This window comes from Ramlibacter sp. 2FC, assembly GCF_005503345.1.
GTDB lineage: Bacteria > Pseudomonadota > Gammaproteobacteria > Burkholderiales > Burkholderiaceae_C > SCMQ01.
Window position 1 is genome coordinate 64,937 of record NZ_SCMM01000015.1, and the last position, 23,802, is coordinate 88,738.

General features: G+C 68.5%; 25 protein-coding genes, 1 tRNA gene and 1 pseudogene. 18 read left to right on the top strand and 9 right to left on the bottom strand.

Translation table 11 applies throughout. The features are described from left to right. Positions 1-39: 39 nt before the first annotated feature. Complete coding sequence (locus tag FFS10_RS08825) at positions 40-819, bottom strand: ParA family protein (protein ID WP_137893657.1); 780 nt, start codon at positions 817-819, stop codon at positions 40-42. Between the two features lie 212 nt (positions 820-1,031). On the opposite strand from FFS10_RS08825, the gene FFS10_RS08830 reads away from it, so the two are divergent. From FFS10_RS08830 to FFS10_RS08845, 4 genes are all read left to right on the top strand, one after another. After that, the gene (locus tag FFS10_RS08830) at positions 1,032-1,529 is read left to right on the top strand and encodes a hypothetical protein (protein ID WP_137893659.1); all 498 of its coding nucleotides are present in this window, start codon (positions 1,032-1,034) and stop codon (positions 1,527-1,529) included. Positions 1,530-1,625: 96 nt separating this feature from the next. Further along, entirely contained in the window at positions 1,626-1,919 is a 294-nt protein-coding gene (locus FFS10_RS08835) for an ABC transporter substrate-binding protein (RefSeq protein ID WP_137893661.1), read from the top strand. Further along, on the top strand, positions 1,916-2,302 hold the full coding sequence (locus FFS10_RS23845; protein WP_137893663.1) for an ABC transporter substrate-binding protein: 387 nt from the start codon (positions 1,916-1,918) through the stop codon (positions 2,300-2,302). The genes FFS10_RS08835 and FFS10_RS23845 overlap by 4 nt, the downstream gene beginning before the upstream one ends. Then, positions 2,299-2,703, top strand: coding sequence for an ATP-binding cassette domain-containing protein (locus FFS10_RS08845; RefSeq protein WP_249931219.1), 405 nt, complete (start codon positions 2,299-2,301; stop codon positions 2,701-2,703). Before FFS10_RS23845 ends, FFS10_RS08845 begins: the two co-directional genes overlap by 4 nt. On the opposite strand, the gene FFS10_RS08850 is transcribed toward FFS10_RS08845, so the two are convergent. From FFS10_RS08850 to FFS10_RS08865, 4 genes are all read right to left on the bottom strand, one after another. Further along, positions 2,691-3,014, bottom strand: coding sequence for a BON domain-containing protein (locus tag FFS10_RS08850; protein WP_171016046.1), 324 nt, complete (start codon positions 3,012-3,014; stop codon positions 2,691-2,693). The two genes, FFS10_RS08845 and FFS10_RS08850, sit on opposite strands and share 13 nt — an antisense overlap. 249 nt (positions 3,015-3,263) lie before the next feature. Next, positions 3,264-3,354, bottom strand: a tRNA-Ser gene (locus FFS10_RS08855). A 63-nt stretch (positions 3,355-3,417) separates the two neighbouring features. After that, a complete protein-coding gene (locus tag FFS10_RS08860) occupies positions 3,418-4,335 on the bottom strand; it encodes an SPFH domain-containing protein (protein ID WP_137893667.1) in 918 nt (305 codons plus the stop codon). A 35-nt stretch (positions 4,336-4,370) separates the two neighbouring features. After that, positions 4,371-4,796, bottom strand: a complete 426-nt coding sequence (locus FFS10_RS08865) for an NfeD family protein (protein ID WP_137893669.1) — start codon at positions 4,794-4,796, stop codon at positions 4,371-4,373. Positions 4,797-4,932: 136 nt separating this feature from the next. Here FFS10_RS08865 and FFS10_RS08870 point away from each other — a divergent pair, with 136 nt between their 5' ends. Continuing rightward, positions 4,933-7,209 carry an arginine/lysine/ornithine decarboxylase gene (locus tag FFS10_RS08870; protein ID WP_137893671.1) on the top strand — a complete coding sequence of 759 codons (2,277 nt, stop codon included), beginning with the start codon at positions 4,933-4,935 and terminating at the stop codon, positions 7,207-7,209. A 65-nt stretch (positions 7,210-7,274) separates the two neighbouring features. Continuing rightward, on the top strand, positions 7,275-8,726 hold the full coding sequence (gene sbcB / locus FFS10_RS08875) for an exodeoxyribonuclease I (RefSeq protein WP_137893673.1): 1,452 nt from the start codon (positions 7,275-7,277) through the stop codon (positions 8,724-8,726). A gap of 5 nt (positions 8,727-8,731) precedes the next feature. On the opposite strand, the gene FFS10_RS08880 is transcribed toward sbcB, so the two are convergent. The 3 genes from FFS10_RS08880 to FFS10_RS08890 are packed head-to-tail and all read right to left on the bottom strand — an operon-like array spanning position 8,732 to position 12,186. Next, the gene (locus tag FFS10_RS08880) at positions 8,732-10,006 is read right to left on the bottom strand and encodes an amidohydrolase family protein (protein ID WP_137893675.1); all 1,275 of its coding nucleotides are present in this window, start codon (positions 10,004-10,006) and stop codon (positions 8,732-8,734) included. Positions 10,007-10,032: 26 nt separating this feature from the next. After that, a complete protein-coding gene (gene upp, locus FFS10_RS08885; protein WP_137893677.1) occupies positions 10,033-10,662 on the bottom strand; it encodes a uracil phosphoribosyltransferase in 630 nt (209 codons plus the stop codon). Between the two features lie 12 nt (positions 10,663-10,674). Further along, positions 10,675-12,186 carry a helicase HerA-like domain-containing protein gene (locus FFS10_RS08890; protein ID WP_137893679.1) on the bottom strand — a complete coding sequence of 504 codons (1,512 nt, stop codon included), beginning with the start codon at positions 12,184-12,186 and terminating at the stop codon, positions 10,675-10,677. 69 nt (positions 12,187-12,255) lie between these two features. Between FFS10_RS08890 and FFS10_RS08895 the strand changes: the two genes are divergently transcribed. From FFS10_RS08895 to rng, 8 genes are read left to right on the top strand one after another with little or no spacing between them, the layout of a single operon-like run. After that, positions 12,256-12,981, top strand: coding sequence for a YebC/PmpR family DNA-binding transcriptional regulator (locus tag FFS10_RS08895; RefSeq protein ID WP_137893681.1), 726 nt, complete (start codon positions 12,256-12,258; stop codon positions 12,979-12,981). A 10-nt stretch (positions 12,982-12,991) separates the two neighbouring features. Then, the gene (gene purD, locus FFS10_RS08900; protein ID WP_137893683.1) at positions 12,992-14,281 is read left to right on the top strand and encodes a phosphoribosylamine--glycine ligase; all 1,290 of its coding nucleotides are present in this window, start codon (positions 12,992-12,994) and stop codon (positions 14,279-14,281) included. A 47-nt stretch (positions 14,282-14,328) separates the two neighbouring features. Then, positions 14,329-15,246 carry an oxygen-dependent coproporphyrinogen oxidase gene (hemF, locus tag FFS10_RS08905; RefSeq protein WP_137893709.1) on the top strand — a complete coding sequence of 306 codons (918 nt, stop codon included), beginning with the start codon at positions 14,329-14,331 and terminating at the stop codon, positions 15,244-15,246. 5 nt (positions 15,247-15,251) lie between these two features. Continuing rightward, positions 15,252-15,863 carry a nicotinate (nicotinamide) nucleotide adenylyltransferase gene (nadD, locus tag FFS10_RS08910; protein ID WP_171016045.1) on the top strand — a complete coding sequence of 204 codons (612 nt, stop codon included), beginning with the start codon at positions 15,252-15,254 and terminating at the stop codon, positions 15,861-15,863. After that, positions 15,863-16,525, top strand: coding sequence for a ribosome silencing factor (gene rsfS, locus FFS10_RS08915; protein WP_137893687.1), 663 nt, complete (start codon positions 15,863-15,865; stop codon positions 16,523-16,525). Before nadD ends, rsfS begins: the two co-directional genes overlap by 1 nt. 9 nt (positions 16,526-16,534) lie before the next feature. After that, positions 16,535-17,002, top strand: coding sequence for a 23S rRNA (pseudouridine(1915)-N(3))-methyltransferase RlmH (gene rlmH, locus FFS10_RS08920; protein ID WP_137893689.1), 468 nt, complete (start codon positions 16,535-16,537; stop codon positions 17,000-17,002). Further along, positions 16,999-17,613: a Maf family protein gene (locus FFS10_RS08925; RefSeq protein ID WP_137893691.1), complete on the top strand. Its 615-nt coding sequence runs from the start codon at positions 16,999-17,001 to the stop codon at positions 17,611-17,613. The genes rlmH and FFS10_RS08925 overlap by 4 nt, the downstream gene beginning before the upstream one ends. Positions 17,614-17,623: 10 nt before the next feature. Beyond that, positions 17,624-19,099: a ribonuclease G gene (gene rng / locus FFS10_RS08930; protein ID WP_137893694.1), complete on the top strand. Its 1,476-nt coding sequence runs from the start codon at positions 17,624-17,626 to the stop codon at positions 19,097-19,099. Between the two features lie 11 nt (positions 19,100-19,110). On the opposite strand, the gene msbA is transcribed toward rng, so the two are convergent. Beyond that, positions 19,111-20,916, bottom strand: coding sequence for a lipid A export permease/ATP-binding protein MsbA (gene msbA, locus FFS10_RS08935; RefSeq protein WP_137893711.1), 1,806 nt, complete (start codon positions 20,914-20,916; stop codon positions 19,111-19,113). Between the two features lie 131 nt (positions 20,917-21,047). Here msbA and tolB point away from each other — a divergent pair, with 131 nt between their 5' ends. The 4 genes and pseudogenes from tolB to FFS10_RS23445 form a co-directional block, all read left to right on the top strand. Then, positions 21,048-22,349 (top strand): Tol-Pal system beta propeller repeat protein TolB, encoded by a 1,302-nt coding sequence (gene tolB, locus FFS10_RS08940; RefSeq protein WP_137893696.1) that lies wholly within the window; start codon positions 21,048-21,050, stop codon positions 22,347-22,349. A gap of 24 nt (positions 22,350-22,373) precedes the next feature. Next, positions 22,374-22,904: a peptidoglycan-associated lipoprotein Pal gene (gene pal / locus FFS10_RS08945; protein WP_137893698.1), complete on the top strand. Its 531-nt coding sequence runs from the start codon at positions 22,374-22,376 to the stop codon at positions 22,902-22,904. Further along, entirely contained in the window at positions 22,901-23,671 is a 771-nt protein-coding gene (ybgF, locus tag FFS10_RS08950; protein WP_137893700.1) for a tol-pal system protein YbgF, read from the top strand. Before pal ends, ybgF begins: the two co-directional genes overlap by 4 nt. Before the next feature lie 7 nt (positions 23,672-23,678). After that, positions 23,679-23,802: pseudogene (locus FFS10_RS23445) on the top strand (tRNA threonylcarbamoyladenosine dehydratase); the annotation flags it as partial.

The following is a 23,802-nucleotide window of genomic DNA, read 5'->3' on the forward strand; positions in this document are numbered from 1 at the left end:
AAGCCACCGCAAGGTGGCTTTTTTGCTTTCAGCGGCTTTTCAATCCGCCCTCGCATCATTCAGGCTGTCGTGCAGAGCCACCAACGCCTGCGTCAGCTTGTGGCCGGGGTCCAGGTAGATCATGGGCATGGCCTGCTCGTGCGATTCGCGGATCTTGATCGAGGAGGGCAGGTAGGGCTTGAGCACCGGCAGGCCCTCCTCGATCAGCTCGCCGACCACGCGCTGCGGCAGGTTGGCGCGCGGCTGGAACTGGTTGACGACGATGCCGCCCACCACCAGCTCGGGGTTGTGGTCGGCGCGGATCTCCTGCACGTTGTCCAGCAGCGTGTAGAGCGCCTTGCGCGAGAAATCGTCGCAGTCGAAGGGGATCAGGCAGCTGCGCGCGGCGATCAGGGCCGAGCGCGTATAGAAGTTCAGCGCCGGCGGTGTGTCGATGTAGATGCGGTCGTAGTCGTCGGCCAGCTGCTGCAGGGCCTCGCGCAGCTTGTAGATCTTGTGGCGCGACTCCAGCTTGGCCTGCATCTCGTCCAGCGCCGTGCTCGACGGCATCAGGTGCAGCCGCTGGTGCGGCGTGGCCACGATGAACTCGGAAGGCGTCGCCGGGCGCAGGCTGAAGCTCAGCGTGTTCTCGAAGAAACCCGCCACGCTGGGCAGGTCCTGGCTGTCCCTGGCGCCGAGCAGGTAGCTGCTCGAGTTGCCCTGCGCGTCCAGGTCGATCACCAGGGTTCTATGGCCTTGGCTGGCACTGATTGCGGCCAGGTTGCAGGCGATGGTGGACTTGCCCACCCCACCTTTCTGATTGAAGACGACAACAGGCATGGCGCGATTCCTCGTGGCGTTGCGAAGGGGGAATGAATCGCCCGATTGTGCCCGGTTCCGGCGCCTGATCGGCCCCGCCGTGCGCCGGTCGTGACCTCTGGGTCATATGTTTTGTGAATGGACCGCATCACGAACGTCAACTTGACGAAAATGAGGGTTTACCCTAGGATGAGATCCGTGTTTGCTGCAGTGCAGCATTTTAGGAGGAACGAATGACGACCGCTTCTTTGTATCGCGCCGAAACCCGCCGCCTTCCCGCCAGCGGCAAGGAGTCTCTGCCTCGCCTGACCCGGCCGTTGGCGACGCTGCTGCTGGCCGCCTTCGTGGCGGCACTGGCCGTGGTGGCCGATCGCTGGGTCGACAGCTGGTCCGACGACCACCTGCTCACAGCCTGGCTGGTGATCTGGGCCGTGGTCTTCGCCGCCAGCCTGCTGGCCGCCGGCCCCGCCCGCCGCTTGGCGCTGGGCATTCTGACGGCTCTGTCCGACGGGGCCCGCGCGCGGCAGCAGGCGCACGCCGAGGCCATGCTGCGCGAACTGGTCCACGGTGACGAGCGCCTTCTGGCCGACATCAGCCTGGTGCCGGACTGCGCCGACCGCAGGGCCCAGGCCGAGCCTGGCTACGACGCCGATGCGGCGCGCGGCGCCAACATCGACGAGGAGATCTCGGCCTCCAGGCTGCGCCTGCGCCGTGCCCGCGCGCTGATGTGATCCATGTCGAGGGCCGGTTCCGACCCCCGGTTTTCCTGCCGACTGGCGCACGTCCAAGCAAGGGCGTGCGTGAATACGCACCGGCTGCGACACCTGATGTTGGCACTGTTCTGGGTCCTGGCCTTGCTGGTGCCCGCCCAGGCCGAGATCCGGGTCCGGCACGCGCAGGGCGTGCTGGTCCTGCCGCAGGCGCCGAGGCGGGTGGCCGCGCTCGAGTTTTCGTTTGTCGACACCATGGTGGCCGTCGGCATGGCGCCGGTGGGGATCGCCGACGACCGGCAGCCTGAGCGCATCATCGCACCGCTGCGGGCCGCCGTCGAAGGCTACGCCTCGGTCGGCAGCCGCTACAGCCCTGCCTGGAGGCGATTGCCGCGCTCAAGCCCGATTTGATCATCGCCGACCAGCGGGTGCACCAGACGGTGTACGCAGAGCTCAGCGCGACCGCCCCCACCTTGATCGTCGACTTGCGCAGCGCCGGCTACCAGGAGGACCTCGAGACCATGCAGGTCGTGGCGCACGCGCTGGGCCGCGAAGAACGGATGCGGCAGCGCCTGCGGCGCCATGCGGAGGTCATGGAAAGGTGCGCCGCAGCCATCGGCAACACGCAGCGGCTGACCGCGGTGTTCGGGGTCACGAGAGCAGCTGCTGGCGGCCGATACGCTGGGGCGTGGCCTGTTCCCGCCGCTGGAGGTACTTGCCGGCATCATGACCGCCGTGCTGGGGGCACCCTATTTCCTGTACCTGTTGTCGCGCTCCCTGAGGTGGTGACTTGAAGGCAAGGCTGCGCATTGAGCGCCTGACACTGGATTACGGCCCGCGGCGCGTGCTGGACGACATCACGCTGGGGATCGCAGACGGCGCTTTCACGGCCATCGTCGGCCCCAATGGCTGTGGCAAGTCCACCCTGCTCAGGAGCCTGCTGAGGCTGCTCGCGCCGCGGGCCGGCAGGGTCCTGCTCGAGGGCAGGGACCTGGCCGAGGTGTCGCCGCGCGCGCTGTCGCGCCACATCGCCTTGCTGCCGCAAGCAGCCGAATCCCCGGAGGGCCTAACCGTGCAGGAACTGGTGCATTACGGGCGCGCACCCCACCAATCGCTAACTGACCGCGATCCGTTGAGCTTTCTTCCCACAGGGCGACCCCTGCCGCAAGAGCACAGACGGGCTTACTTGTCCTGATGCTCGTCAGTTGCATTCAGCATACGGACGCGGCTGCTGAAGGCTTTGTTGACGCCGGGAACCTTGCGGACGATCAGCCGGGCCTTGCTCACATCCTTGGGCCCCTGTGCCCATCCGCTGAGCGTGGCATAGCCTCTCTTGTCGACAGTGACCTTGATGTCCTTGGCGCGATCGCCCATCTCGGCGGTCAGCGCCTGTTTGGCGGCCACGGCGATGTCACCGTTGCGCTGGCTTTCCGCAGCATAGCCAGCGGACATGCCGAGCGCGGCGAGAGCCAGCGCGATCGCAGCGGCGTAGGAAGAAGCTTTCATGACACACCTCCACAGCATTTACAGACTCCACGGATTCGGTTTTGTTCCCGCTGTCCTATGGATCGGAGCCCTTTGCCACCCTCTCTGTTGAGAGAAACATAGGACATTCCAGTAAATCGATCAAATTGAGCAATTCACTGCGGTGGTTCTTCGGCCAGCGCACCCGCAGCGATGGGTCCGCAGAAACAAAAAAACCCGCCTGGGGCGGGTTTTGCACGATGTTCCAGAGGCCCTGGTCCATCGGTGTTCTGGCGGAGAGGGCGGGATTCGAACCCGCGGTGGGCTATTAACCCACACACGCTTTCCAGGCGTGCGACTTAAACCGCTCATCCACCTCTCCTGCAAGCCCGCCATTGTAGCAGGGCTCGGGGTGCGTTTTCGCGCAGGCGCGATGCAAGGACGGCTATGCAGCCAGCTTCTGGGCCTGCACCACCTTCATGGCCGAGCTGATCAGGGCCGAGACCTCGGTCATGTTGCTCGGCACGATCAGCGTGGTGCTGGCTTCCGAGGCCAGCTTGCCGTAGGCCTCGACGGCCTTCTCGGCAACCTTGAGCTGCACCGCCTGCTCGCCGCCGGGCAGGCGGATGGCCGCGGCAACGCGCTCGATGGCCTCGGCCGTGGCCTCGGCCACGGCCTTGATCGAGGCGGCCTCGCCCTGGGCCTTGTTGATCACGGCCTGCTTCTCGCCCTCGGAGCGCGCGATGAAGGCCTCGCGCTCGCCGGTGGCGATGTTGATCTGCTCCTGGCGACGTCCCTCGGAGGCGGCGATCAGCGCGCGCTTCTCGCGCTCGGCCGTGATCTGGGCCTGCATGGCGTGCAGGATCTCCTTCGGGGGGGTGAGGTCCTTGATCTCGTAGCGCAGCACCTTCACGCCCCAGTTGAGCGCGGCCTCGTCGATCGCCGCGACCACCTGGGCGTTGATGATGTCGCGCTCCTCGAAGGTTTTGTCGAGCTCGAGCTTGCCGATCACGCTGCGCAGCGAGGTCTGCGCCAGCTGGGTCACGGCCGCGATGTAGTTGGACGAGCCGTAGCTGGCACGCATCGGGTCGGTCACCTGGAAGTAGAGGATGCCGTCCACCTGCAGCTGGGTGTTGTCGCGCGTGATGCAGACCTGGCTGGGCACGTCGAGCGGAATTTCCTTGAGGCTGTGCCTATAGCCCACGGTGTCGATGAAGGGCACCAGGAAGTTCAGGCCCGGCGAGAGGGTCACGTGGTACTTGCCCAGGCGCTCGACCACCCAGGCGTGCTGCTGCGGCACGACCTTGACCGAGCGCGTGATGAAGATCACGGCGATGACGAACAGGATGATGGCGATTTCCATGATGGTCTTTCTTCTTGCTTGTGAGTGGGGAGGGGTCAGAGCTTGTCGACCAGCAGGCGGCTGCCCACCAGTTCGGCCACGCGGTGCGGGCCGGGGGAGGGGGTGATGCCGGGACGGTGCATGGCGGTCCAGCTGGCGCCGCGGTAGCGCACGCTGGCCGTGCCGTCCTCGTTCCAGGCGTCGATCTGCACGGTCTCGCCCACGTCCAGGTTGACGCTGCGCAGGGCCCGGGCCGGTAACTCGCCATGCCGGCGACGCCTGAAAAAATAACAGGCGGCCACGGCGCCGCCACCGACCACGGCCGCCACCACCAGCTGGGCGCTGAGCGTGGCGCCGGCATGGGCAGCCAGCGCGGCCGCGGCCAGGCCTATGGCCAGCATCAGCAGGTAGAAAGTGCCGGTGACCAGTTCCACGGCCACCGCCGCGCCCGTGAGCAGCCACCAGACGGTTGATTCGGACATGAGCCCTCGTGATTTAGTGTTTGCACCCCATTTTGGGTGAAATGCGTGACGGTACAAGCAGCGTGTCGCACGAATTCCTTACACTTCGCGCCTATTTCCGTTTTTTCGCGTTTTCGCCCGCCCGGCTGGAGCCCTCATGAAATTCCGCTTTCCGATTGTCATCATCGACGAAGACTACCGCTCCGAGAACACCTCGGGCCTGGGCATCCGTGCGCTGGCGCAGGCGATCGAGAGCGAGGGCTTCGAGGTGCTGGGCGTCACCAGCTACGGCGACCTGTCGCAGTTCGCCCAGCAGCAAAGCCGTGCCAGCGCCTTCATCCTGTCGATCGACGACGAGGAGTTCACGCCCGGGCCGGACCTCGACCCGGCGGTGCTGAGCCTGCGCGCCTTCATCGAGGAGGTGCGCCGCAAGAACGCCGACGTGCCGATCTACATCTACGGCGAGACCAAGACCAGCCGCCACCTGCCCAACGACATCCTGCGCGAGCTGCACGGCTTCATACACATGTTCGAGGACACGCCAGAGTTCGTGGCGCGCCACATCATCCGCGAGGCCAAGAGCTACCTGGAGGGCATCCAGCCGCCGTTCTTCAAGGCCCTGCTCGACTACGCGGAAGACGGCTCCTACTCCTGGCACTGCCCGGGCCATTCGGGCGGCGTCGCCTTCCTCAAGAGCCCGATCGGCCAGATGTTCCACCAGTTCTTCGGCGAGAACATGCTGCGCGCCGACGTCTGCAACGCGGTCGAGGAGCTGGGCCAGCTGCTGGACCACGACGGCGCGATCGGCGCGAGCGAGCGCAATGCGGCGCGCATCTTCAATGCCGACCACTGCTTCTTCGTCACCAACGGCACCAGCACCAGCAACAAGATGGTCTGGCACCACACGGTGGCGCCGGGCGACGTGGTGGTGGTGGACCGCAACTGCCACAAGTCCATCCTGCACAGCATCATCATGACGGGCGCCATTCCCGTGTTCCTCAAGCCCACGCGCAACCACTACGGCATCATCGGCCCGATTCCGCAGAGCGAGTTCGAGCCCGAGGCCATCAAGGCCAAGATCGAGGCCAACCCGCTGCTCAAGGGCGTTCAAGCTCAGAAGGTCAAGCCGCGCGTGCTGACCCTGACCCAGTCCACCTACGACGGCGTGCTCTACAACACCGAGGCGATCAAGGGCCTGCTGGACGGCTACGTCGACAACCTGCATTTCGACGAGGCCTGGCTGCCGCACGCGGCCTTCCACCCCTTCTACGGCGCCTACCACGCCATGGGCAAGAAGCGCGCCCGGCCCAAGGACACGGTGGTCTATGCCACCCAGTCCATCCACAAGCTGCTGGCCGGCATCAGCCAGGCCAGCCACGTGCTGGTGCAGGACTCTCAGAACACCAAGCTGGACCGGCATCTGTTCAACGAGTCCTACCTGATGCACACCAGCACCTCGCCGCAATACAGCATCATCGCCAGCTGCGACGTGGCGGCTGCCATGATGGAGCCGCCCGGCGGCACGGCCCTGGTGGAGGAGAGCATCGCCGAGGCGCTGGATTTCCGCCGTGCCATGCGCAAGGTGGACGAGGAGTACGGCCAGGACTGGTGGTTCAAGGTCTGGGGACCGGATGAGCTGGTCGAGGAGGGCATTGGCCGCGCCGAAGACTGGATCATTCGCAGCGACGACAAGGGCAGCAAGAGCGACAGCAAGTGGCACGGCTTCGGCCAGCTGGCCGACGGCTTCAACATGCTGGACCCGATCAAGTCCACCATCGTCACGCCCGGCCTCAACCTGGACGGCAAGTTCGACCAGACCGGCATCCCGGCTTCCATCGTCACCAAGTTCCTGGCCGAGCATGGCGTGGTGGTCGAGAAGACCGGCCTCTACAGCTTCTTCATCATGTTCACCATCGGCATCACCAAGGGCCGCTGGAACACCATGCTGACGGCGCTTCAGCAGTTCAAGGACGACTACGACCGCAACCAGCCGCTGTGGCGCATCATGCCGGAGTTCTGCCAGCAGCACCCGCGCTACGAGCGCATGGGCCTGCGCGACCTGTGCCAGCACATCCATGAGCTCTACGCCAAGTACGACATCGCCCGCCTGACCACCGAGATGTACCTGAGCGACCTGGCGCCCGCCATGACCCCGGCCGACGCCTACGCCCACATCGCCCACCGCACGACCGAGCGCGTGGAAATCGATCAGCTTGAGGGCCGCATCACGGTGGGACTGGTCACGCCTTACCCGCCGGGCATCCCGCTGCTGGTTCCGGGCGAGGTGTTCAACAAGAAGATCGTCGACTACCTGAAGTTCTCGCGCGAGTTCAACGCCCAGTGCCCGGGCTTCGAGACCGACATCCACGGCCTGGTGGAGCAGGTCGGGCCGGACGGCAAGAAACGCTATTTCGCCGACTGCGTGAAAGCCTGAGCGGCCCGCGAGGCGCATGAGGGCGCCGGGCCTTTCGTGGCTGGTTTGCGGGTACATTGCCCGGCATGCACGCGTCCACCTTCCTCTGGCACGACTACGAGACCTTCGGCGCCGACCCCCGGCGCGACCGGCCCGCGCAGTTCGCCGCCATCCGCACCGACGCCGAGCTCAACGAGATCGGCGAGCCGCTGATGCTCTACTGCCGGCCGGCGCCGGACTACCTGCCAGATCCTGAGGCTTGCCTGATCACGGGGATCACGCCCCAGCTGTGCCTGGAGAAAGGGTTGGCCGAGCATGAATTCGCCGCGCGCATCGAGGCGGAGCTGGCCCGGCCCGGCACCATAGGCGTGGGCTACAACACGATTCGCTTCGACGACGAGTTCACGCGCTTCCTGTTCTGGCGCAACCTGATCGACCCTTATGCGCGCGAGTGGCAGAACGGCTGCGGCCGCTGGGACCTGCTCGACGTGGTGCGCATGGCCCATGCGCTGCGCCCAGAGGGCATAGCCTGGCCCCGCAAGTCCGACGGAACGCCCAGCTTCAGGCTGGAGCACCTGAGCGCCGCCAACGGCCTGGCGCACGAGGCCGCGCACGACGCGCTGTCGGACGTGCGCGCCACCATCGCGCTGGCGCGCCTGATCCGCGACCAGCAGCCCAAGCTGTTCGAGTTCTGCCTGGGACTGCACAAGAAGGAGCGCGTGATGGCCGAACTGGGTCTGCCGACCACGGCCGACGGCGCCAGGCCTTTCCTGCATGTCTCGGGCATGTTTCCGGTCCAGCGCGGCTGCCTCGCCGTGCTGTGGCCGCTGGCCAGCCATCCGCGCAACCGCAACGAGCTGATCGCCTGGGACCTGGCCCACGACCCGTCCGAGCTCGCGACGCTGGACGTCGCGACCCTGAGGCTGCGCCTGTTCAGCAAGGCCGACGCGCTGCCGCCGGGCATGACGCGCCTGCCAGTGAAGACCGTGCACCTGAACAAGTCGCCCATGGTGGTGGCCAAGCTGCGCACGCTCTCGCCCGAGCTGGCCGAACGCTGGGGCATGGACATGGAGCAGGCCCTGCGCCATGCCGCCGTGGCCCGCGACCTGCCCGACATGAGCGCGATCTGGGCCCAGGTGTTCGAGCGGCCCGAGGCCGCTGACGCGCAGCGTCCCGACGTGGACCAGGACCTGTACGGCGGCTTCGTCGGCAACGGCGACCGCCGGCGCCTGAACCACCTGCGCAGCCTGGGCCCCGAGGCACTGGCCGCGGCGCGCACCGGATTCGACGACGAACGGCTGGAGGAACTGCTGTTCCGTTACCGCGCGCGCAACTTCCCCGGCACGCTGACGCAGGAGGAGGCGCAGCGCTGGAGCGAGCACCGCGCGGCCCGCCTGTTCGAGGGGGAGGGCGGGGCGCTGACCCTGCAGGCCCTGTCCGATCGCATCGACGCCTTGTCGGAGAAGGCCGACGAGCGCGCCGAGGCCATCCTGGGCGCGCTCTACGACTATGCGGAGTCGATCGCGCCGCAGCGGTAGCCGCCTCAGCGGTACATGAATGCCGTGCTGCCGGGGCGCGCGGCCAGATGCAGCGTGGCCGTGGCGGGCGGCGTCTGCGCGACCAGCTTGCCGCGCCGGAAGACCTTGAGCCGCGTGGCGCGCAGGCGTATCGCCTCGACGGGGTCACGCGCCTGCAGCAGCACGAAGTCGGCATGGCAGCCGGCTTCCAGTCCGTAGCCTTGCAGCTTCAGAATGCGCGCCGGGTTGACCGTGACGGCGTCGAAGCATTGGCGCATCGCTGTCTGGCTGGTCATCTGCGCCACATGCAGGCCCATGTGGGCCACCTCGAGCATGTCGGCCGAGCCCAGCGAGTACCAGGGATCCATCACGCAGTCATGGCCGAAGGCGACCGTGACGCCCTGCGCCATCAGCTCGGGCACGCGCGTCATGCCGCGGCGCTTTGGGTAGCTGTCGTGGCGGCCCTGAAGCGTGATGTTGATCAGCGGGTTGGCCACCGCATGGACCTGGGCCTCGGCCATCAGCGGCAGCAGCTTGGACACGTAGTAGTTGTCCATGGAGTGCATCGAGGTCAGGTGCGAGCCCGTCACCCGGCCCTGCAGGCCCAGGCGCTGCGTCTCGAAGGCCAGGGTCTCGATGTGGCGCGACAGCGGGTCGTCGGACTCGTCGCAGTGCATGTCCACCATGCGGCCCTGCTCGGCGGCGAGCTCGCACAGCAGCTTCACGCTGGCCGCGCCTTCGGCCATGGTGCGCTCGAAATGCGGAATGCCTCCCACCACGTCCACGCCCATGGCCAGCGCACGCTGGAGCTGCTCGAGCGCGCCCGGGGAGCGCAGCACGCCGTCCTGCGGAAAGGCGACCAACTGCAGGTCGAGGTAGGGCGCCACGCGCTGCTTGACCTCCAGCAGGGCCTGCACGGCCAGCAGGCGCGGATCGCACACGTCCACGTGCGAGCGCACGGCCAGCAGGCCCTTGGCCACGGCCCAGTCGCAATAGGCGAGGGCGCGCTCGACCAGGGCCTCCTGCGTGAGCAGCGGCTTGAGCTCGCCCCACAGCGCGATGCCTTCGAGCAGGGTACCGCTCTGGTTGACGCGCGGCAGGCCGTAGCTCAGGGCGGCGTCCATGTGGAAATGTGCGTCGACGAAGGGCGGGCTGAGCAGCAGGCCCTGGGCGTCCACGACTTCATGGGCCGCGGCGCTCAGGCCCTGGCTCACTTCGGTGATGCGGCCGTCCTGCACGGCCACGGACATGTCGCTGCGGCCGTCCGGCAGGGTGGCGTGGGTGATCAGCAGGTCGAGCATGGTCTCCGCCGTCCTGGGATGGCGCCCTATTTGGTGCCGAAGATCCGGTCGCCGGCGTCGCCCAGGCCGGGCAGGATGTAGCCGTGATCGTTGAGCTCGCGGTCGATGGCGGCGGTGTAGATCGGCACGTCGGGGTGGGCCCGGCGCAGGGTGGCGATGCCCTCGGGGCAGGTCAGCAGGCAGACGAACTTTACCGAGCGCGGGTTCAGCGCCTTGATCCTGTCGATCGCCGCGACGGCCGAGTTGCCGGTGGCGAGCATGGGGTCGACCACGATCACATCGCGCTCCTCCATGCTGGACGGCATCTTGAAGTAGTACTGCACGGCCTGCAGGGTCTCTGGGTCGCGGTACAGGCCGATATGGCCCACGCGCGCACCGGGCACCACATTGAGCATGCCGTCCAGGATGCCGAGGCCGGCGCGCAGTATGGGCACGAAGACCAGCTTCTTGCCGTCGATCATGCGGCCGGTGGTCTTCTCCAGCGGCGTCTCGATCTCGATCTCGTGCAGCGGCATGTCGCGCGTGACCTCGTAGGCCATCAGCGTGCTCAACTCGTCCAGCAGGCGGCGAAAGCTGCTGGTGCTGGCGTTCTTCTGGCGCATCAGCGTGAGCTTGTGCTGCACCAGCGGGTGGTCGATCAGGTGGACCTGGTCCATGGCTTTTCTCCTTCAGCGCCTGCGCCCGCCGAGCAGACTGCCCAGCACGCCGCGGATGATCTCCCGGCCCACCGTGGTGCCTATGGTGCGCACGGCGGACTTGGCCATGGCCTCGGCCAGGCCCTCGCGTCGGCCGCCGCGCGGTCCGGTGGAGCCGAACAGCATGTCGCCCAGGCCACCCAGCAGGCCGCCTTCGGCCGCCTTGCCGTTGCCGCCCGTGCCGGCAGACGCAGCCGCCTCGGTCGCGGCGGCGCGGCCCTTGAGGATCTCGTGGGCCGATTCGCGGTCCACCGTCTTCTCGTAGACGCCGGCGACCAGCGAGCCTTGCACCAGGGCCTGGCGTTGCACCGGCGTGATCGGCCCGATCTGGCTGCCCGGTGGCAGCACGTAGACGCGCTCGGTCACGCCGGGGCGGCCCTTGGCGTCGAGCAGGCTGACCAGGGCCTCGCCCACCGCGAGCTCGGTGATCGCGGTCTCTATGTCCAGCCCCGGCTTCTGGCGCATGGTCTGGGCCGTGGCTTTCACCGCCTTCTGGTCGCGCGGCGTGAAGGCGCGCAGGGCGTGCTGCACGCGGTTGCCGAGCTGGGCCAGCACGCTGTCCGGGATGTCGAGCGGGTTCTGCGTGACGAAATACACGCCGACGCCCTTGGAGCGCACCAGGCGGACCACCAGCTCGATGCGCTCGACCAGCACCTTGGGCGCGTCGTCGAACAGCAGGTGGGCCTCGTCGAAGAAGAACACCAGCTTCGGCTGATCCGGGTCGCCGACCTCGGGCAGTTGCTCGAACAGCTCGGACAGCATCCACAGCAGGAAGCTGGCATACAGGCGCGGCGCGTTCAGCAGCCTGTCGGCCGCCAGGATGTTGACCACGCCGTGGCCCGCGGCGTCGGTCTGCATGAAGTCCTCGAGGTTGAGCATGGGCTCGCCGAAGAACTTGTCGCCGCCCTGGGACTCGATCTGCAGCAGGCCGCGCTGGATGGCGCCGACGCTGGCGGCGCTGACGTTGCCGTACTCGGTGGTGAACTGGCTGGCGTTGTCGCCCACATGCTGCAGCATGGCGCGCAAGTCCTTCAGGTCCAGCAGCAGCAGGCCGTTGTCGTCGGCGATCTTGAACACCAGGTTGAGCACGCCGGCCTGGGTCTCGTTGAGATTCAGCATGCGCCCCAGCAGCAGCGGCCCCATGTCGGAAACCGTGGCGCGCACCGGGTGGCCTTGCTCGCCGAACACGTCCCACAGGGTGGCCGGGCAGGCGCGCGACTCGGGGGCGTCCAGCCCGCGCTCCTGCAGCACGGCCGCCAGCTTGCCGGCTATCTGGCCGGCCTGACTGATGCCCGTGAGGTCGCCCTTGACGTCGGCCATGAACACCGGCACGCCGATGCGCGAGAAGTTCTCCGCCAGGGTCTGCAGCGTCACGGTCTTGCCCGTGCCGGTGGCGCCGGTGATCAGGCCGTGGCGGTTGGCCAGGCCGGGCAGCAGATGGCATTCGGTGGCGCCATGCCTGGCGATCAGCAGCGGTTCGGCCATGAAGAGGGCTCCCGGGGAGTGAAAAGTAAAATCCAGGGCATAGATTAAATCAACACGCAAGGATTTCTGATGGCCGGCCACAGCAAATGGGCAAATATCCAGCACCGCAAGGGCAGACAGGACGAGAAGCGCCAGCGCATCTGGACGCGCGTGGTGCGCGAGATCATGGTGGCCGCCCGCACCGGCGGCGGCGATCCGACGGCCAACCCCCGCCTGCGCCTGGCCATTGAAAAGGCCAAGGCGGCCAACATGCCGGCCGACACCGTCAAGCGCAACATCGACAAGGCCACCGGCAACCTGGAAGGCGTGAACTACGAGGAAATCCGCTACGAGGGCTACGGCATAGGCGGGGCCGCCATCATCGTCGACACCATGACCGACAACCGCGTGCGCACCGTGGCCGAGGTGCGCCACGCCTTCAGCAAGTACGGCGGCAACATGGGCACCGAGGGCTCGGTCGCGTTCCAGTTCAGGAATGTGGGTCAGCTGATCTTCGCGCCCGGCACCAGCGAGGACAAGGTCATGGAAGTCGCCCTGGAAGCCGGCGCCGAGGACGTGATCGCCGACGAGGAGGGCGCGATCGAGGTGCTGACCGCGCCGGCCGACTTCGAGGCGGTGAAGAACGCGCTGGAGGCGGCGGGCCTGACGCCCGAGGTGGCCGAGGTCACCATGCGCCCGGAGAACAGCATAGCGCTCAGCGGCGAGGACGCCGCCCGGATGCAGAAGCTGCTCGACGTTCTGGAAGACCTGGACGACGTGCAGAACGTGTTCCACAACGCTGAAATTTCCGAATAAGGGCCCTCGCATGAAAATCCTGGTGATCGGCGGCGGCGGCCGCGAACATGCGCTGGCCTGGAAGCTCTCGCGCTCCCCCAAGGTCCAGCAGGTCTACGTCGCGCCGGGCAACGGCGGCACGGCGCTGGACCCCAACCTGGTCAACGTGGACATCACGGACGTGGTGGCCCTGCGCGAATGGGCACAGAAGGAGAAGATCGCCCTCACGGTGGTCGGCCCCGAGGGACCGCTGGCCGCCGGCGTGGTCGACGAGTTCCGCGCCCATGGCCTGCGCATCTTCGGCCCGACCAAGGCGGCCGCGCAACTGGAGAGCTCCAAGGCCTTCTCCAAGGCCTTCATGAAGCGCCATGGCATTCCCACGGCCGAGTACGAAAGCTTCATCGACCCGGTCGGCGCACATGCCTACGTGGACCGCAAGGGCGCGCCCATCGTGGTCAAGGCCGACGGCCTGGCCGCGGGCAAGGGCGTGGTGGTGGCCATGACGGCCGCCGAGGCGCACGAGGCGATCGACTTCATGCTGCTGGACAACACCCTGGGCGTGAGCCACAACGAGGGCGGCGCGCGCGTGGTGATCGAGGAATTCCTGCAGGGCGAGGAGGCCAGCTTCATCGTGATGTGCGATGGCAAGAACGTGGTCGCTCTGGCCACCAGCCAGGACCACAAGCGCCTGCTCGACGGCGACGCCGGCCCCAACACCGGCGGCATGGGTGCCTATTCGCCCGCGCCCGTGGTCACGGCCGACGTGCATGCGCGCGCCATGCGCGAGATCATCCTGCCCACCATCCGCGGCATGGAAAAGGACGGCATCCCCTACACCGGTTTCCTCTACGCCGGCCTGATGATCGACGCCAAGGGCCATCCCAAGACGCTGGAGTTCAACTGCCGCATGGGCGACCCCGAGACCCAGCCCATCATGATGCGCCTGAAGTCCGACCTGGTCGACGTGATGCTGGCCGCCACCGCGGGCCAGCTCGACAGCGTGGACCTGCAGTGGGACCGCCGCACCGCCCTGGGCGTGGTGATGGCCGCGGCCGGCTACCCGCTGAACCCGCGCAAGGGCGACCTGATCACCGGCCTGCCCAAGCCGGCCGACGACGCCATGGTGTTCCATGCCGGCACCAGTGGCCAGGGAGGCCAGGGCGGCGAGGTGCGCAGCTCGGGCGGCCGCGTGCTGTGCGTGACGGTGCTGGCCGACACCGTGAAGCAGGCCCAGCAGCGCGCCTACGACGTGGCGCGCGGCATCCATTTCGACGGCATGCAGTACCGGCGCGACATCGGCTTCAGGGCCGTGAAGTCCTGATGGCCTGGCCGCAGACCCCCGCGCCTACGAACCAGGTCCAGGGCGAGATGAAAGCTTCCGGCGTAGCCACCGTGCGCGCCTACCTGCAGTCGCTGCAGACGCGCATCGCCGACGCGATCGGCGCGATCGACGGCAGTCCCTTCCGCGAGGACGCCTGGCGCAAGGCGGCGCAGGAGCCGCTGCAGGGCGAGGGGATCACGCGCATCCTCGAGGGCGGGCCGGTGTTCGAGCGCGCGGGTTGCGGCTTCTCCCATGTGCAGGGCCCCCGCCTGCCGCCCTCGGCCACCCAGCACCGTCCCGAGCTCGCGGGCGCGCCGTTCGAGGCCCTGGGCGTGTCGCTGGTGTTCCACCCACGCAACCCCTATGTGCCCACCGTGCACATGAACGTGCGCATGATCGCGGCCAAGCCGGCGGGCCAGGCTGCGGTGTGCTGGTTCGGCGGCGGCATGGACCTCACGCCCTACTACGGCTTCGAGGAAGACGCGGTGCATTTCCATCGCGTCTGCCAGCAGGCCCTCGCGCCGTTCGGCGTGGACAAGTACCCGCGCTTCAAGGCCTGGTGCGACGAGTACTTCTACCTCAAGCACCGCGACGAGCAGCGCGGCGTCGGCGGCGTGTTCTTCGACGACTTCGCCGAAGGCGGCTTCGACAACGGCTTCGCCCTGGTGCAGGCGGTGGGCGACGCCTTTCTCTCGGCCTACCTGCCCATCGTCGAGCGGCGCCGCGCCCTGGCCTGGGGCGAGCGCGAACGCGAGTTCCAGCTCTACCGCCGGGGCCGCTACGTCGAGTTCAACCTGGTCTGGGACCGGGGCACGCATTTCGGCCTGCAGTCCGGCGGGCGCACCGAGTCCATCCTGCTGTCCATGCCGCCGCTGGCCAGCTGGGCCTACCGGCGCGAGCCGGAGCCCGGCACGCCCGAGGCCGCGCTGTACAGCCAGTTCCTGGTGCGCCGGGATTGGGTTTGACGGGCATGGCGCTGCGCATCGGCGTCTTCGGCGGGGCCTTCGACCCGCCGCACCTGGCGCATGTCGCGCTGGCGCGGGCCGCGCTGGCGCAGCTTCAGCTCGACCGGCTGCATGCCTTGCCCACCGGCCATGCCTGGCACAAGGCGCGCACGCTGAGCGCGGCCGAGCACCGCCTGGCCATGGCCCGCCAGGCGTTCGAGGACTGTGCCGGCGTGGTGGTGGACGACCGCGAGCTGCGCCGGGCCGGCCCGACCTACACCATAGACACCCTGGTCGCGCTGCAGGCCGAATACCCGGGCGCACAGCTGCATCTGCTGCTCGGCAGCGACCAGGCCCTGGCCCTGCCGCGCTGGCACCGGTGGCAGGAGATCCTGCAGATTGCTATAATTTCTGTAGCTTCGCGCGACGACGACGCCAACCATCCCGACGCCTTCGACCCCGATCACCCGGCGCCGCCCCTGGGCGGCGGGCGTTTCCAGCGTCTGCAGGTGGCAGCCATGCCGCACAGCGCCACCGACATCCGTGCGCGGGTGCAGGCCGGGCTGGGGATCGACCATCTGGTTCCTGCCGGCGTTGCACGCTATATTGAACAACACCACCTCTATCTTTCTGCCTGATGACTGACTCCAGCGCCAAAAAAGACACCCAGAAGCTCCAGCGTGCCATCGTCGATGGCTTGGAGGACGTGAAGGCACAGCATGTCCAGGTGTTCAACACCGAGCACCTCTCCCCCCTGTTCGAGCGCGTCATCGTGGCCTCGGGTACCTCCAACCGCCAGACCAAGGCGCTGGCGGCCAGCGTGCGCGACAAGGTGCGCGAGGCCGGCTTTCCCAAGCCGCGCATCGAAGGCGAGGAGAACGGCGAATGGATCATCGTGGACTGCGGCGCGGCGGTGGCGCACATCATGCAGCCCGCCATCCGCCAGTACTACAACCTCGAGGAGATCTGGGGTGACAAGCCCGTGCGCCTGAAGCTCGGCGCGCCCAAGCCCGTCGCCAAAGCGGCGGCCGAGCCCGCGGCCAAGGTGCCGGCCAAGAAGACCGCAGCCAAGAAGAAGGCGCCGGCATCGGCGCAGGCCAGGCCCGCTGCAAAGGCCCCGGCCAAGCGCGCAGGCGCCGCAGCCAAGAGTGCCGCCGCGCCTGCGGCAGGCAAGGGCGGCGATGGCAGCGCGGCCCGCAAGACGGCGGCCAAGAAGGTGGTGGCGAAGAAGGCCGTGGCCAGCAAGCCTGCGGCCAAGAAGGCGGCCCCAGCCAGGAAGAGCGCGGCCGCCAAGGCCTGAGCCCGCGGCATGAAGCTGCTGATCGTGGCCGTCGGGCAGCGTGTGCCCGACTGGGCCCAGACCGCCTGGGACGACTACGCCAAGCGCTTCCCGCCCGAGTTGCGGGTCGAACTCAAGGCGGTCAAGACCGAGCCGCGCGGCTCCAAGACGCTGCAGACCCTGTATGCGGCCGAGCGTCAGCGCATCGAAGCGGCGATCCCGAAGGGCGCGCGCGTGGTCGCGCTGGACGAGCGCGGTACGGCGCTGAGCACGCTGGGACTGGCCGAGCGGCTCAAGGCCTGGCAGCTCGGCGGCGACGACGTGGCGCTGCTGATCGGCGGCCCCGACGGCCTGGACCCGGCGCTGCGCCAGGCGGCGCACGAGCGCATCCGCCTGTCCGACATGACGCTGCCGCACGCGATGGCGCGGGTACTGCTGATCGAGCAGCTCTATCGCGCCTGGTCGATCAACGCCAACCACCCGTACCACCGCGAATGAGCACCGCCTCGCCCGAATTCATCTACCTCGCCTCGCAAAGCCCGCGGCGCCGCCAGCTGCTGGAGCAGATCGGCATACGCCACGAGCTGCTGCCGCCCGACGACCACGAAGACGCCGAGGCGCTGGAGCAGGTGCGCCCGGGCGAGTCGCCCGTGGCCTACGTGCAGCGCGTCACCGAGCACAAGCTGGACGCGGCGCTGGAGCGCCTGGGCCGGCGCGGCGCGCCTGTGGCGCCGGTGCTGTGCTCGGACACCACGGTGGCGCTGAGCCGCCGCATCTACGGCAAGCCCGAGGATGAGCGTGACGCGCAGCGCATGCTGCGCGAGCTGTCGGGGCGCACCCACCGCGTGCTCACGGCGGTGGCGGTCCAGCATGGGCGCCGGCGCCTGCAGGCGCTCAGCGAGTCGCGCGTGAGTTTCGCGCCACTCACGGCGGCGCAGATCAAGGCCTATGTGGCCAGCGGCGAGCCGCTGGGCAAGGCCGGTGCCTATGCGGTGCAGGGGCGCGCCGCGGCCTTCATCGCGCGCATTGCCGGCAGTTATTCGGGCATCATGGGCCTGCCGCTGTTCGAGACGGCCGCGCTGCTGCGCCGTCTCGGTTTTTCCTGCTGAACAGGTCGCCATGCAACAAGACATCCTGATCAACTGGTCGCCCCAGGAAACCCGCGTCGCCGTGGTCGAGCATGGCGCCGTGCAGGAGCTGCATGTGGAGCGCACGCTCGAGCGCGGCCTGGTCGGCAACGTCTACCTGGGCAAGGTGGCACGCGTGCTGCCGGGCATGCAGTCGGCCTTCATCGACATCGGCCTGGAGCGCGCGGCCTTCCTGCACGTGGGCGATGTCTGGCAGCGCCAGGAGGGCGGCGAGCCGCCGGCCCAGCTGCGCGGCAGCCAGCCGCCCGTGCCGATCGAGAAGCAGGTGTTCGAGGGCCAGGCGCTGATGGTGCAGGTGATCAAGGATCCCATAGGCACCAAGGGCGCGCGCCTGTCCACCCAGATCAGCATCGCGGGCCGCCTGCTTGTGTTCCTGCCGCAGGACGACCACATCGGCGTCTCTCAGAAGATCCCGACCGAGCAGCGCGACGCGCTGCGCGCTCGCCTGCAGGCCCTGGCGGGACCTCAGGGCGGCGGTTTCATCCTGCGCACCAACGGCGAGGACGCCAGCGACGCCGAGCTCGGCGAGGACATCGCCTACTTGCGCAAGACCTGGGCCCGCATCAAGGAGGCCTCGCTGCGCCTGCCGCCGCAGTCGCTGCTGCACCAGGACCTGAGCCTGCTGCAGCGCGTGCTGCGCGACCTGGTGGGCGAGGCTACGCAGTCGATCCGCATCGACTCGCGCGAGCAGTTCCACCAGCTGATGGCCTTCGGCCGCGAGTTCATGCCCGCTGCCGCCGCCAAGCTGCAGCACTACAAGGGCGAGCGGCCGATCTTCGACCTGTTCGCCATCGACGAGGAGATCGCCCGCGCGCTGGGGCGCCGCGTCGACCTGAAGTCCGGCGGCTACCTGATCGTCGACCAGACCGAGGCGCTGACCACGATAGACGTGAACACCGGCGGCTTCGTCGGCCTGCGCAACTTCGACGACACCATCTTCAAGACCAACCTCGAGGCGGCCCAGGCCATTGCGCGCCAACTGCGGCTGCGCAACCTGGGCGGCATCATCATCGTCGACTTCATCGACATGGGACGCGAGGAGCACCGCCAGGCGGTGCTCGACGAGTTCCGCAAGCAGCTCGCGCGCGACCGGGTCAAGACCATGGCCGGCGGTTTCTCGCAGCTGGGCCTGCTGGAGATGACGCGCAAGCGCACGCGCGAGTCGCTGGCCCACATGCTGTGCGAGCCCTGCGCGGCCTGCCAGGGCTCGGGCCAGGTCAAGACCGCGCGCAGCGTGGCCTACGACATCCTGCGCGAGATCCTGCGCGAGGCGCGCCAGTTCAACCCGCGCGAGTTTCGCGTGGTCGCCTCGCCCAAGGTGATCGAGCTGCTGCTGGATGAGGAAAGCCAGCACCTGGCGGGCCTGTCCGACTTCATCGGCAAGCCGATCTCGCTGCAGAGCGAGAGCGCCATTGGGCAGGAGCAGTACGACATCGTGCTGCTCTGAGCGAGGGCCGCTCAGGCGGCTTCGGAGGTGGGACTGTCCGCGGTCATGTCGGCCGTCAACGCGCCCTTGCTCTGCAGACGCGCGTAGAGACCGTCGGCCGCCATCAGCGCCGCATGGCTGCCCTGCTCGATGATGCGGCCCTGCTGCATGACGACCACGCGGTCCGCATGCTCTATGGTCGACAGGCGGTGCGCGACGATCAGCGTGGTGCGCCCTTTCATCAGGCGCTGCAGGGCCTCCTGCACCAGGCGCTCGGACTCGGTGTCCAGCGCCGAGGTGGCCTCGTCCAGGATCAGGATGGGCGCGTCCTTGTAGAGCGCTCGCGCGATCGCCAGGCGCTGGCGCTGGCCGCCGGACAACTGGGTGGCGTTGTGGCCCACCACCGTGTCCATGCCCTGGGGCAGGGCCGCCACATGCTCGGCCAGGTTGGCCGCCTCCAGGCAGCGCTGTACGCGTTCGCGGGCCATGGCCTGGCCCAGCGCCACGTTGGCGGCGACCGTGTCGTTCAGCATCACCACGTCCTGGCTCACCATCGCGAACTGCCCGCGCAGCGCGCCGAGCTGCCAGTCGGCGATGTCCTGGCCGTCGAGCAGGACCTGGCCGCCGCTGGGCAGCACGAAGCGCGGCAGCAGGTTGACCAGGGTGGTCTTGCCCGAGCCCGAGGGGCCGACCAGGGCTACGGTCTCGCCGGCCGCCACCGACAGGCTCAGCATATCGAGCGCCGGAGCCGCGTCCTCGCGGTAGGCCACGCTGACCTGGCGCCACTCGATCGCACCGCCCACGCGGGCCGCTTCCTGCGTGCCCTCGCGCTCGGGCGGCACCTGCTCCATCAGCTGCAGGCCGCGCTCGAGTGCCGCCAGCCCACGCGTGATGGGGTTGGCCACCTCGGCCAGGCGCCGGATCGGCGCGATCAGCATCAGCATGGCGGTGATAAAGGCCACGAAGCCACCCACCGTCACGCTGCTGTTGCCGTCTTGCTGGCTCTGCCACAGGGCCACGCAGATCACGGCCGAGAGCGCGGCCGCCGCCAGCAGCTGGGTCAGCGGGGTCATGGCCGCCGAGGCGATGGTCGACTTGATGGCCAGGCCGCGCAGCCGCTGGCTCAAGGCATTGAAACGGCTGGCCTGGCCGGTTTGCGCGCCGTGCAGGCGCACCATGCGGTGGGCCAACACGTTCTCCTCGACCACGTAAGCCAGCTCGTCGGTGGCGGCCTGGCTGTCCTTGGTGAGCCGGTACAGGCGCCGCGACAGCGCCTTCATGATCCAGGCCACGCCCGGCACCACCACGGCCACGATCAGCGTGAGCTTCCAGTTCAGGTAGACCAGGTAGATCAGCAGCGCCACCAGGGTGAAACCGTCGCGCGACAGGCCCAGCAGCGCATAGACCAGCTGGTTGGCGCCGTTCTGCACCTCGTAGACGATGGTGTTTGACAGGGCGCTGGCCGACTGCCGCGAGAACAAGGCCATCTCGGCGCTCAGCAGGCGGGCGAACATGGCCCGGCGCAGGGTCAGCATGCCTTCGTTGGCGATGCGCGCCAGCGCGTACTGCGACACGAATTGCGCGAGGCCGCGCAGCGCGAACAGCCCGATCAGCGCGACCGGCACGGCCCACAAAGGCAGCTCGCCCTGTGCGAAGCCGCGATCGAGCAAGGGCTTGAGCAGGGCCGGGATCAGGGGCTCGGTGACGGCCGCGCCCAGCGAGGCCAACAGGGCCGCGCCCCAGGCCACGCGCTGGCTGCCGAAGTGGCCGGCCAGGCGGCCCAGGCGCTGCAGCAGAGGGCGTTCGGAGGAGGGGCTGGCGGGCTCGGGCGGCGGCATGATCTGGCGGCATTCTACGTACATCGCGCAGCTTGCCGTGATGCGGCCGATACAGTTTGTCATGAGGGTGGCGCGCCAGTGTGTACCATTCACGTCTGCGCCATGCGCCTCATGGCGAAACCCTGCATTGCATGAAGACCGATCAGACCGTCTTTTCCCCTTCCTCCCTTGGCCGCCGCAGTTTCGTGGCGGCGGCTCTTGCCACCCCCTCGCTGTCCGCCCTGGCCCAGTTCCGGGTCGAGGTCTCGGGCGTGGGCCTGACCCAGCTGCCGATTGCCATCGCGCCGTTTCGCGGCGAGGACCAGTCGCCGCAGAAGATCGCCGCCATCATCCAGGCCGACCTGGAGCGCAGCGGCCAGTTCCGTGCCGTGAGCGCCGCGGGGCAGTCCCTCGACGAGGGCTCGCGCCCCGACCTGTCGGTCTGGCGCCAGCGCAGCGCGGACTCGCTGGTGGCCGGCAGCGTGACGCGCCTGGCCGATGGCCGCTTCGACGTGCGCTTTCGCCTCTGGGACGTGGTGCGCGGCCAGGACCTGGGTGGCCAGAGCTACGCCGTGCCGCAGATCGACCTTCGCCTGGCGGCGCACCGCATTGCCGACTACATCTACGAGAAGCTCACCGGCGAGAAGGGCGTGTTCTCCACCCGCATCGCCTACGTGACCAAGGTCGGGCAGCGGTTCAACCTCTGGGTCGCCGACGCCGACGGCGAGAATGCCCAGAGCGCCCTGAGCAGTCCCGAGCCCATCATCTCGCCGGCCTGGTCGCCCACGGGTGGCCAGCTGGCCTATGTGTCCTTCGAGTCGCGCAAGCCCGTGGTCTACGTGCACGAGGTGGCCACCGGGCGGCGCCGCCTGCTGGCCAACTTCCGCGGCTCCAACAGCGCACCGGCCTGGTCGCCCGACGGCCGCAACCTGGCCGTCACGCTGAGCCGCGACGGCGGCTCGCAGCTGTACTTGATGGACGCGGGCGGCGGCGAGCCGCGCCGCCTGACCCAGAGTTCCAGCATCGACACCGAGCCGGTGTTCTCGCCCGACGGGCGCAGCCTCTACTTCGTGAGCGACCGTGGCGGCGCGCCCCAGATCTACCGCATGCCGGCCAGCGGGGGCAACGCCGAGCGCGTGACCTTCTCCGGCAGCTACAACATCTCGCCGGCCATCAGCCCCGACGGGCGCTGGCTGGCCTACGTCTCGCGTGTGGGTGGGGCGTACCGCCTGCATGTCATGGAGCTGGCCAGCGGCAACGTCAGCGCGGTCACCGACACCACCGCAGACGAGAGCCCGAGCTTCGCGCCCAATGGGCGCCTGCTGGTCTACGCGACGCAACAGCAAGGCCGCGAGGCGCTGATGACCAGCACGCTCGACGGCAAGATCAAGGCCAGGCTGGCAGGGCAGGGCGGAGACCTCCGCGAGCCGGCCTGGGGCCCGTTCCAGAAATAAGTCACTTTGAAGGAGAGTTGAAAAATGAAGCGTTTTTTCCTGGCTTTTGCGATGGTCGCCGTGCTGGCGGGCTGCGGCTCCAGCGTCAAGCTCGATCAGCCGCCGGTGGAGGACCGTGCGGGCAGCAGCGCCGGAGCCCAGGGCGCTGGCGGCAGCGGTGCAGGCCAGAGCGGCGTGGCGCCCGTGGACCTGACCAAGTCGGCTCAGAACGGCGTCGGCCCGGCCGGCACGGCCAACGTGGTCTATTTCGACTTTGACAGCTTCGTGGTCAAGCCCGAGTACCAGAGCGTGGTCGAGAGCCACGCCCGCTTCCTGCGCGCCAGCCAGGCGCGCAAGGTCATGCTCGAGGGCCACACCGACGAGCGCGGCGGCCGCGAGTACAACCTGGCGCTGGGCCAGAAGCGTGCCGAGGCCGTGCGCCGTGCCATGGGCCTGCTCGGCGTGGGTGACGCCCAGGTCGAGGCCGTGAGCTTCGGCGAGGAAAAGCCCGCCGCCACCGGCTCCGACGAAGCTGCCTGGGCCAAGAACCGCCGCGTCGAGTTCAAGTACCGATGAGAACGCCTCTGGCCATCAAGGCCCTGCGCGCCGCGGTGCTGGCCTGCGGCCTGCTGGGCAGCGTCGCCGCGCAGGCCGCGCTGTTCGGCGACGACGAGGCGCGCGCGGCCATCCTCGAGCTGCGTCGTGCCATGGAGGCCTCCAATGCCGCGCAGGCCCGGCTGGCCGAGGACAACGCGCAGCTGCGTCGCAGCCTGCTCGACCTGCAGGCCCAGATCGACAGCCTGCGCGCCGACATGGCGCGCCAGCGCGGGCAGGACGAGCAGCTGCAGCGCGAGGTCAGCGAACTGCAGCGCCGCCAGAAGGACTTGTCGCAGGGCATGGACGACCGCCTGCGCAAGTTCGAGCCGGCCAAGGTTTCGGTCGATGGCAGGGAGTTCCTGGCCGATCCGGCCGAGAAGCAGGACTACGAGGCGGCGCTCGCCGTGTTTCGCAAGGGCGACTTTGCGGCCGCGCAAGCCAGCCTGGTCGACTTCATCCGGCGCTATCCCAAGAGCGGCTACAACCCCTCGGCCCTGTTCTGGCTCGGCAACGCGCAGTACGCCACGCGCGACTACAAGGAGGCCATCGCCAACTTCCGCGCCATGCTGGCGCAGGCGCCGGACCATCTGCGTGCGCCCGAGGCCCTGTTGTCGATCGCCAACTGCCAGGTTGAGCTCAAGGACACGCGCACGGCCCGGCGCACGTTGGACGAGTTGCTCAAGACTTACCCGCAGTCCGAGGCCGCGCAGGCCGGGCGCGAGCGCCTCGCGCGCCTGCCGCGCTGAGCCGCGCATGCTGTCGCTCGACGAGGCCGACTTGCAGCGCCGCTTCGGCGGCCTGGAGCGCCTGTACGGCGTGGCCGGCGCCGCGCGCATCCGCGCCGCCCATGTGGTGGTGGTGGGCATCGGCGGGGTGG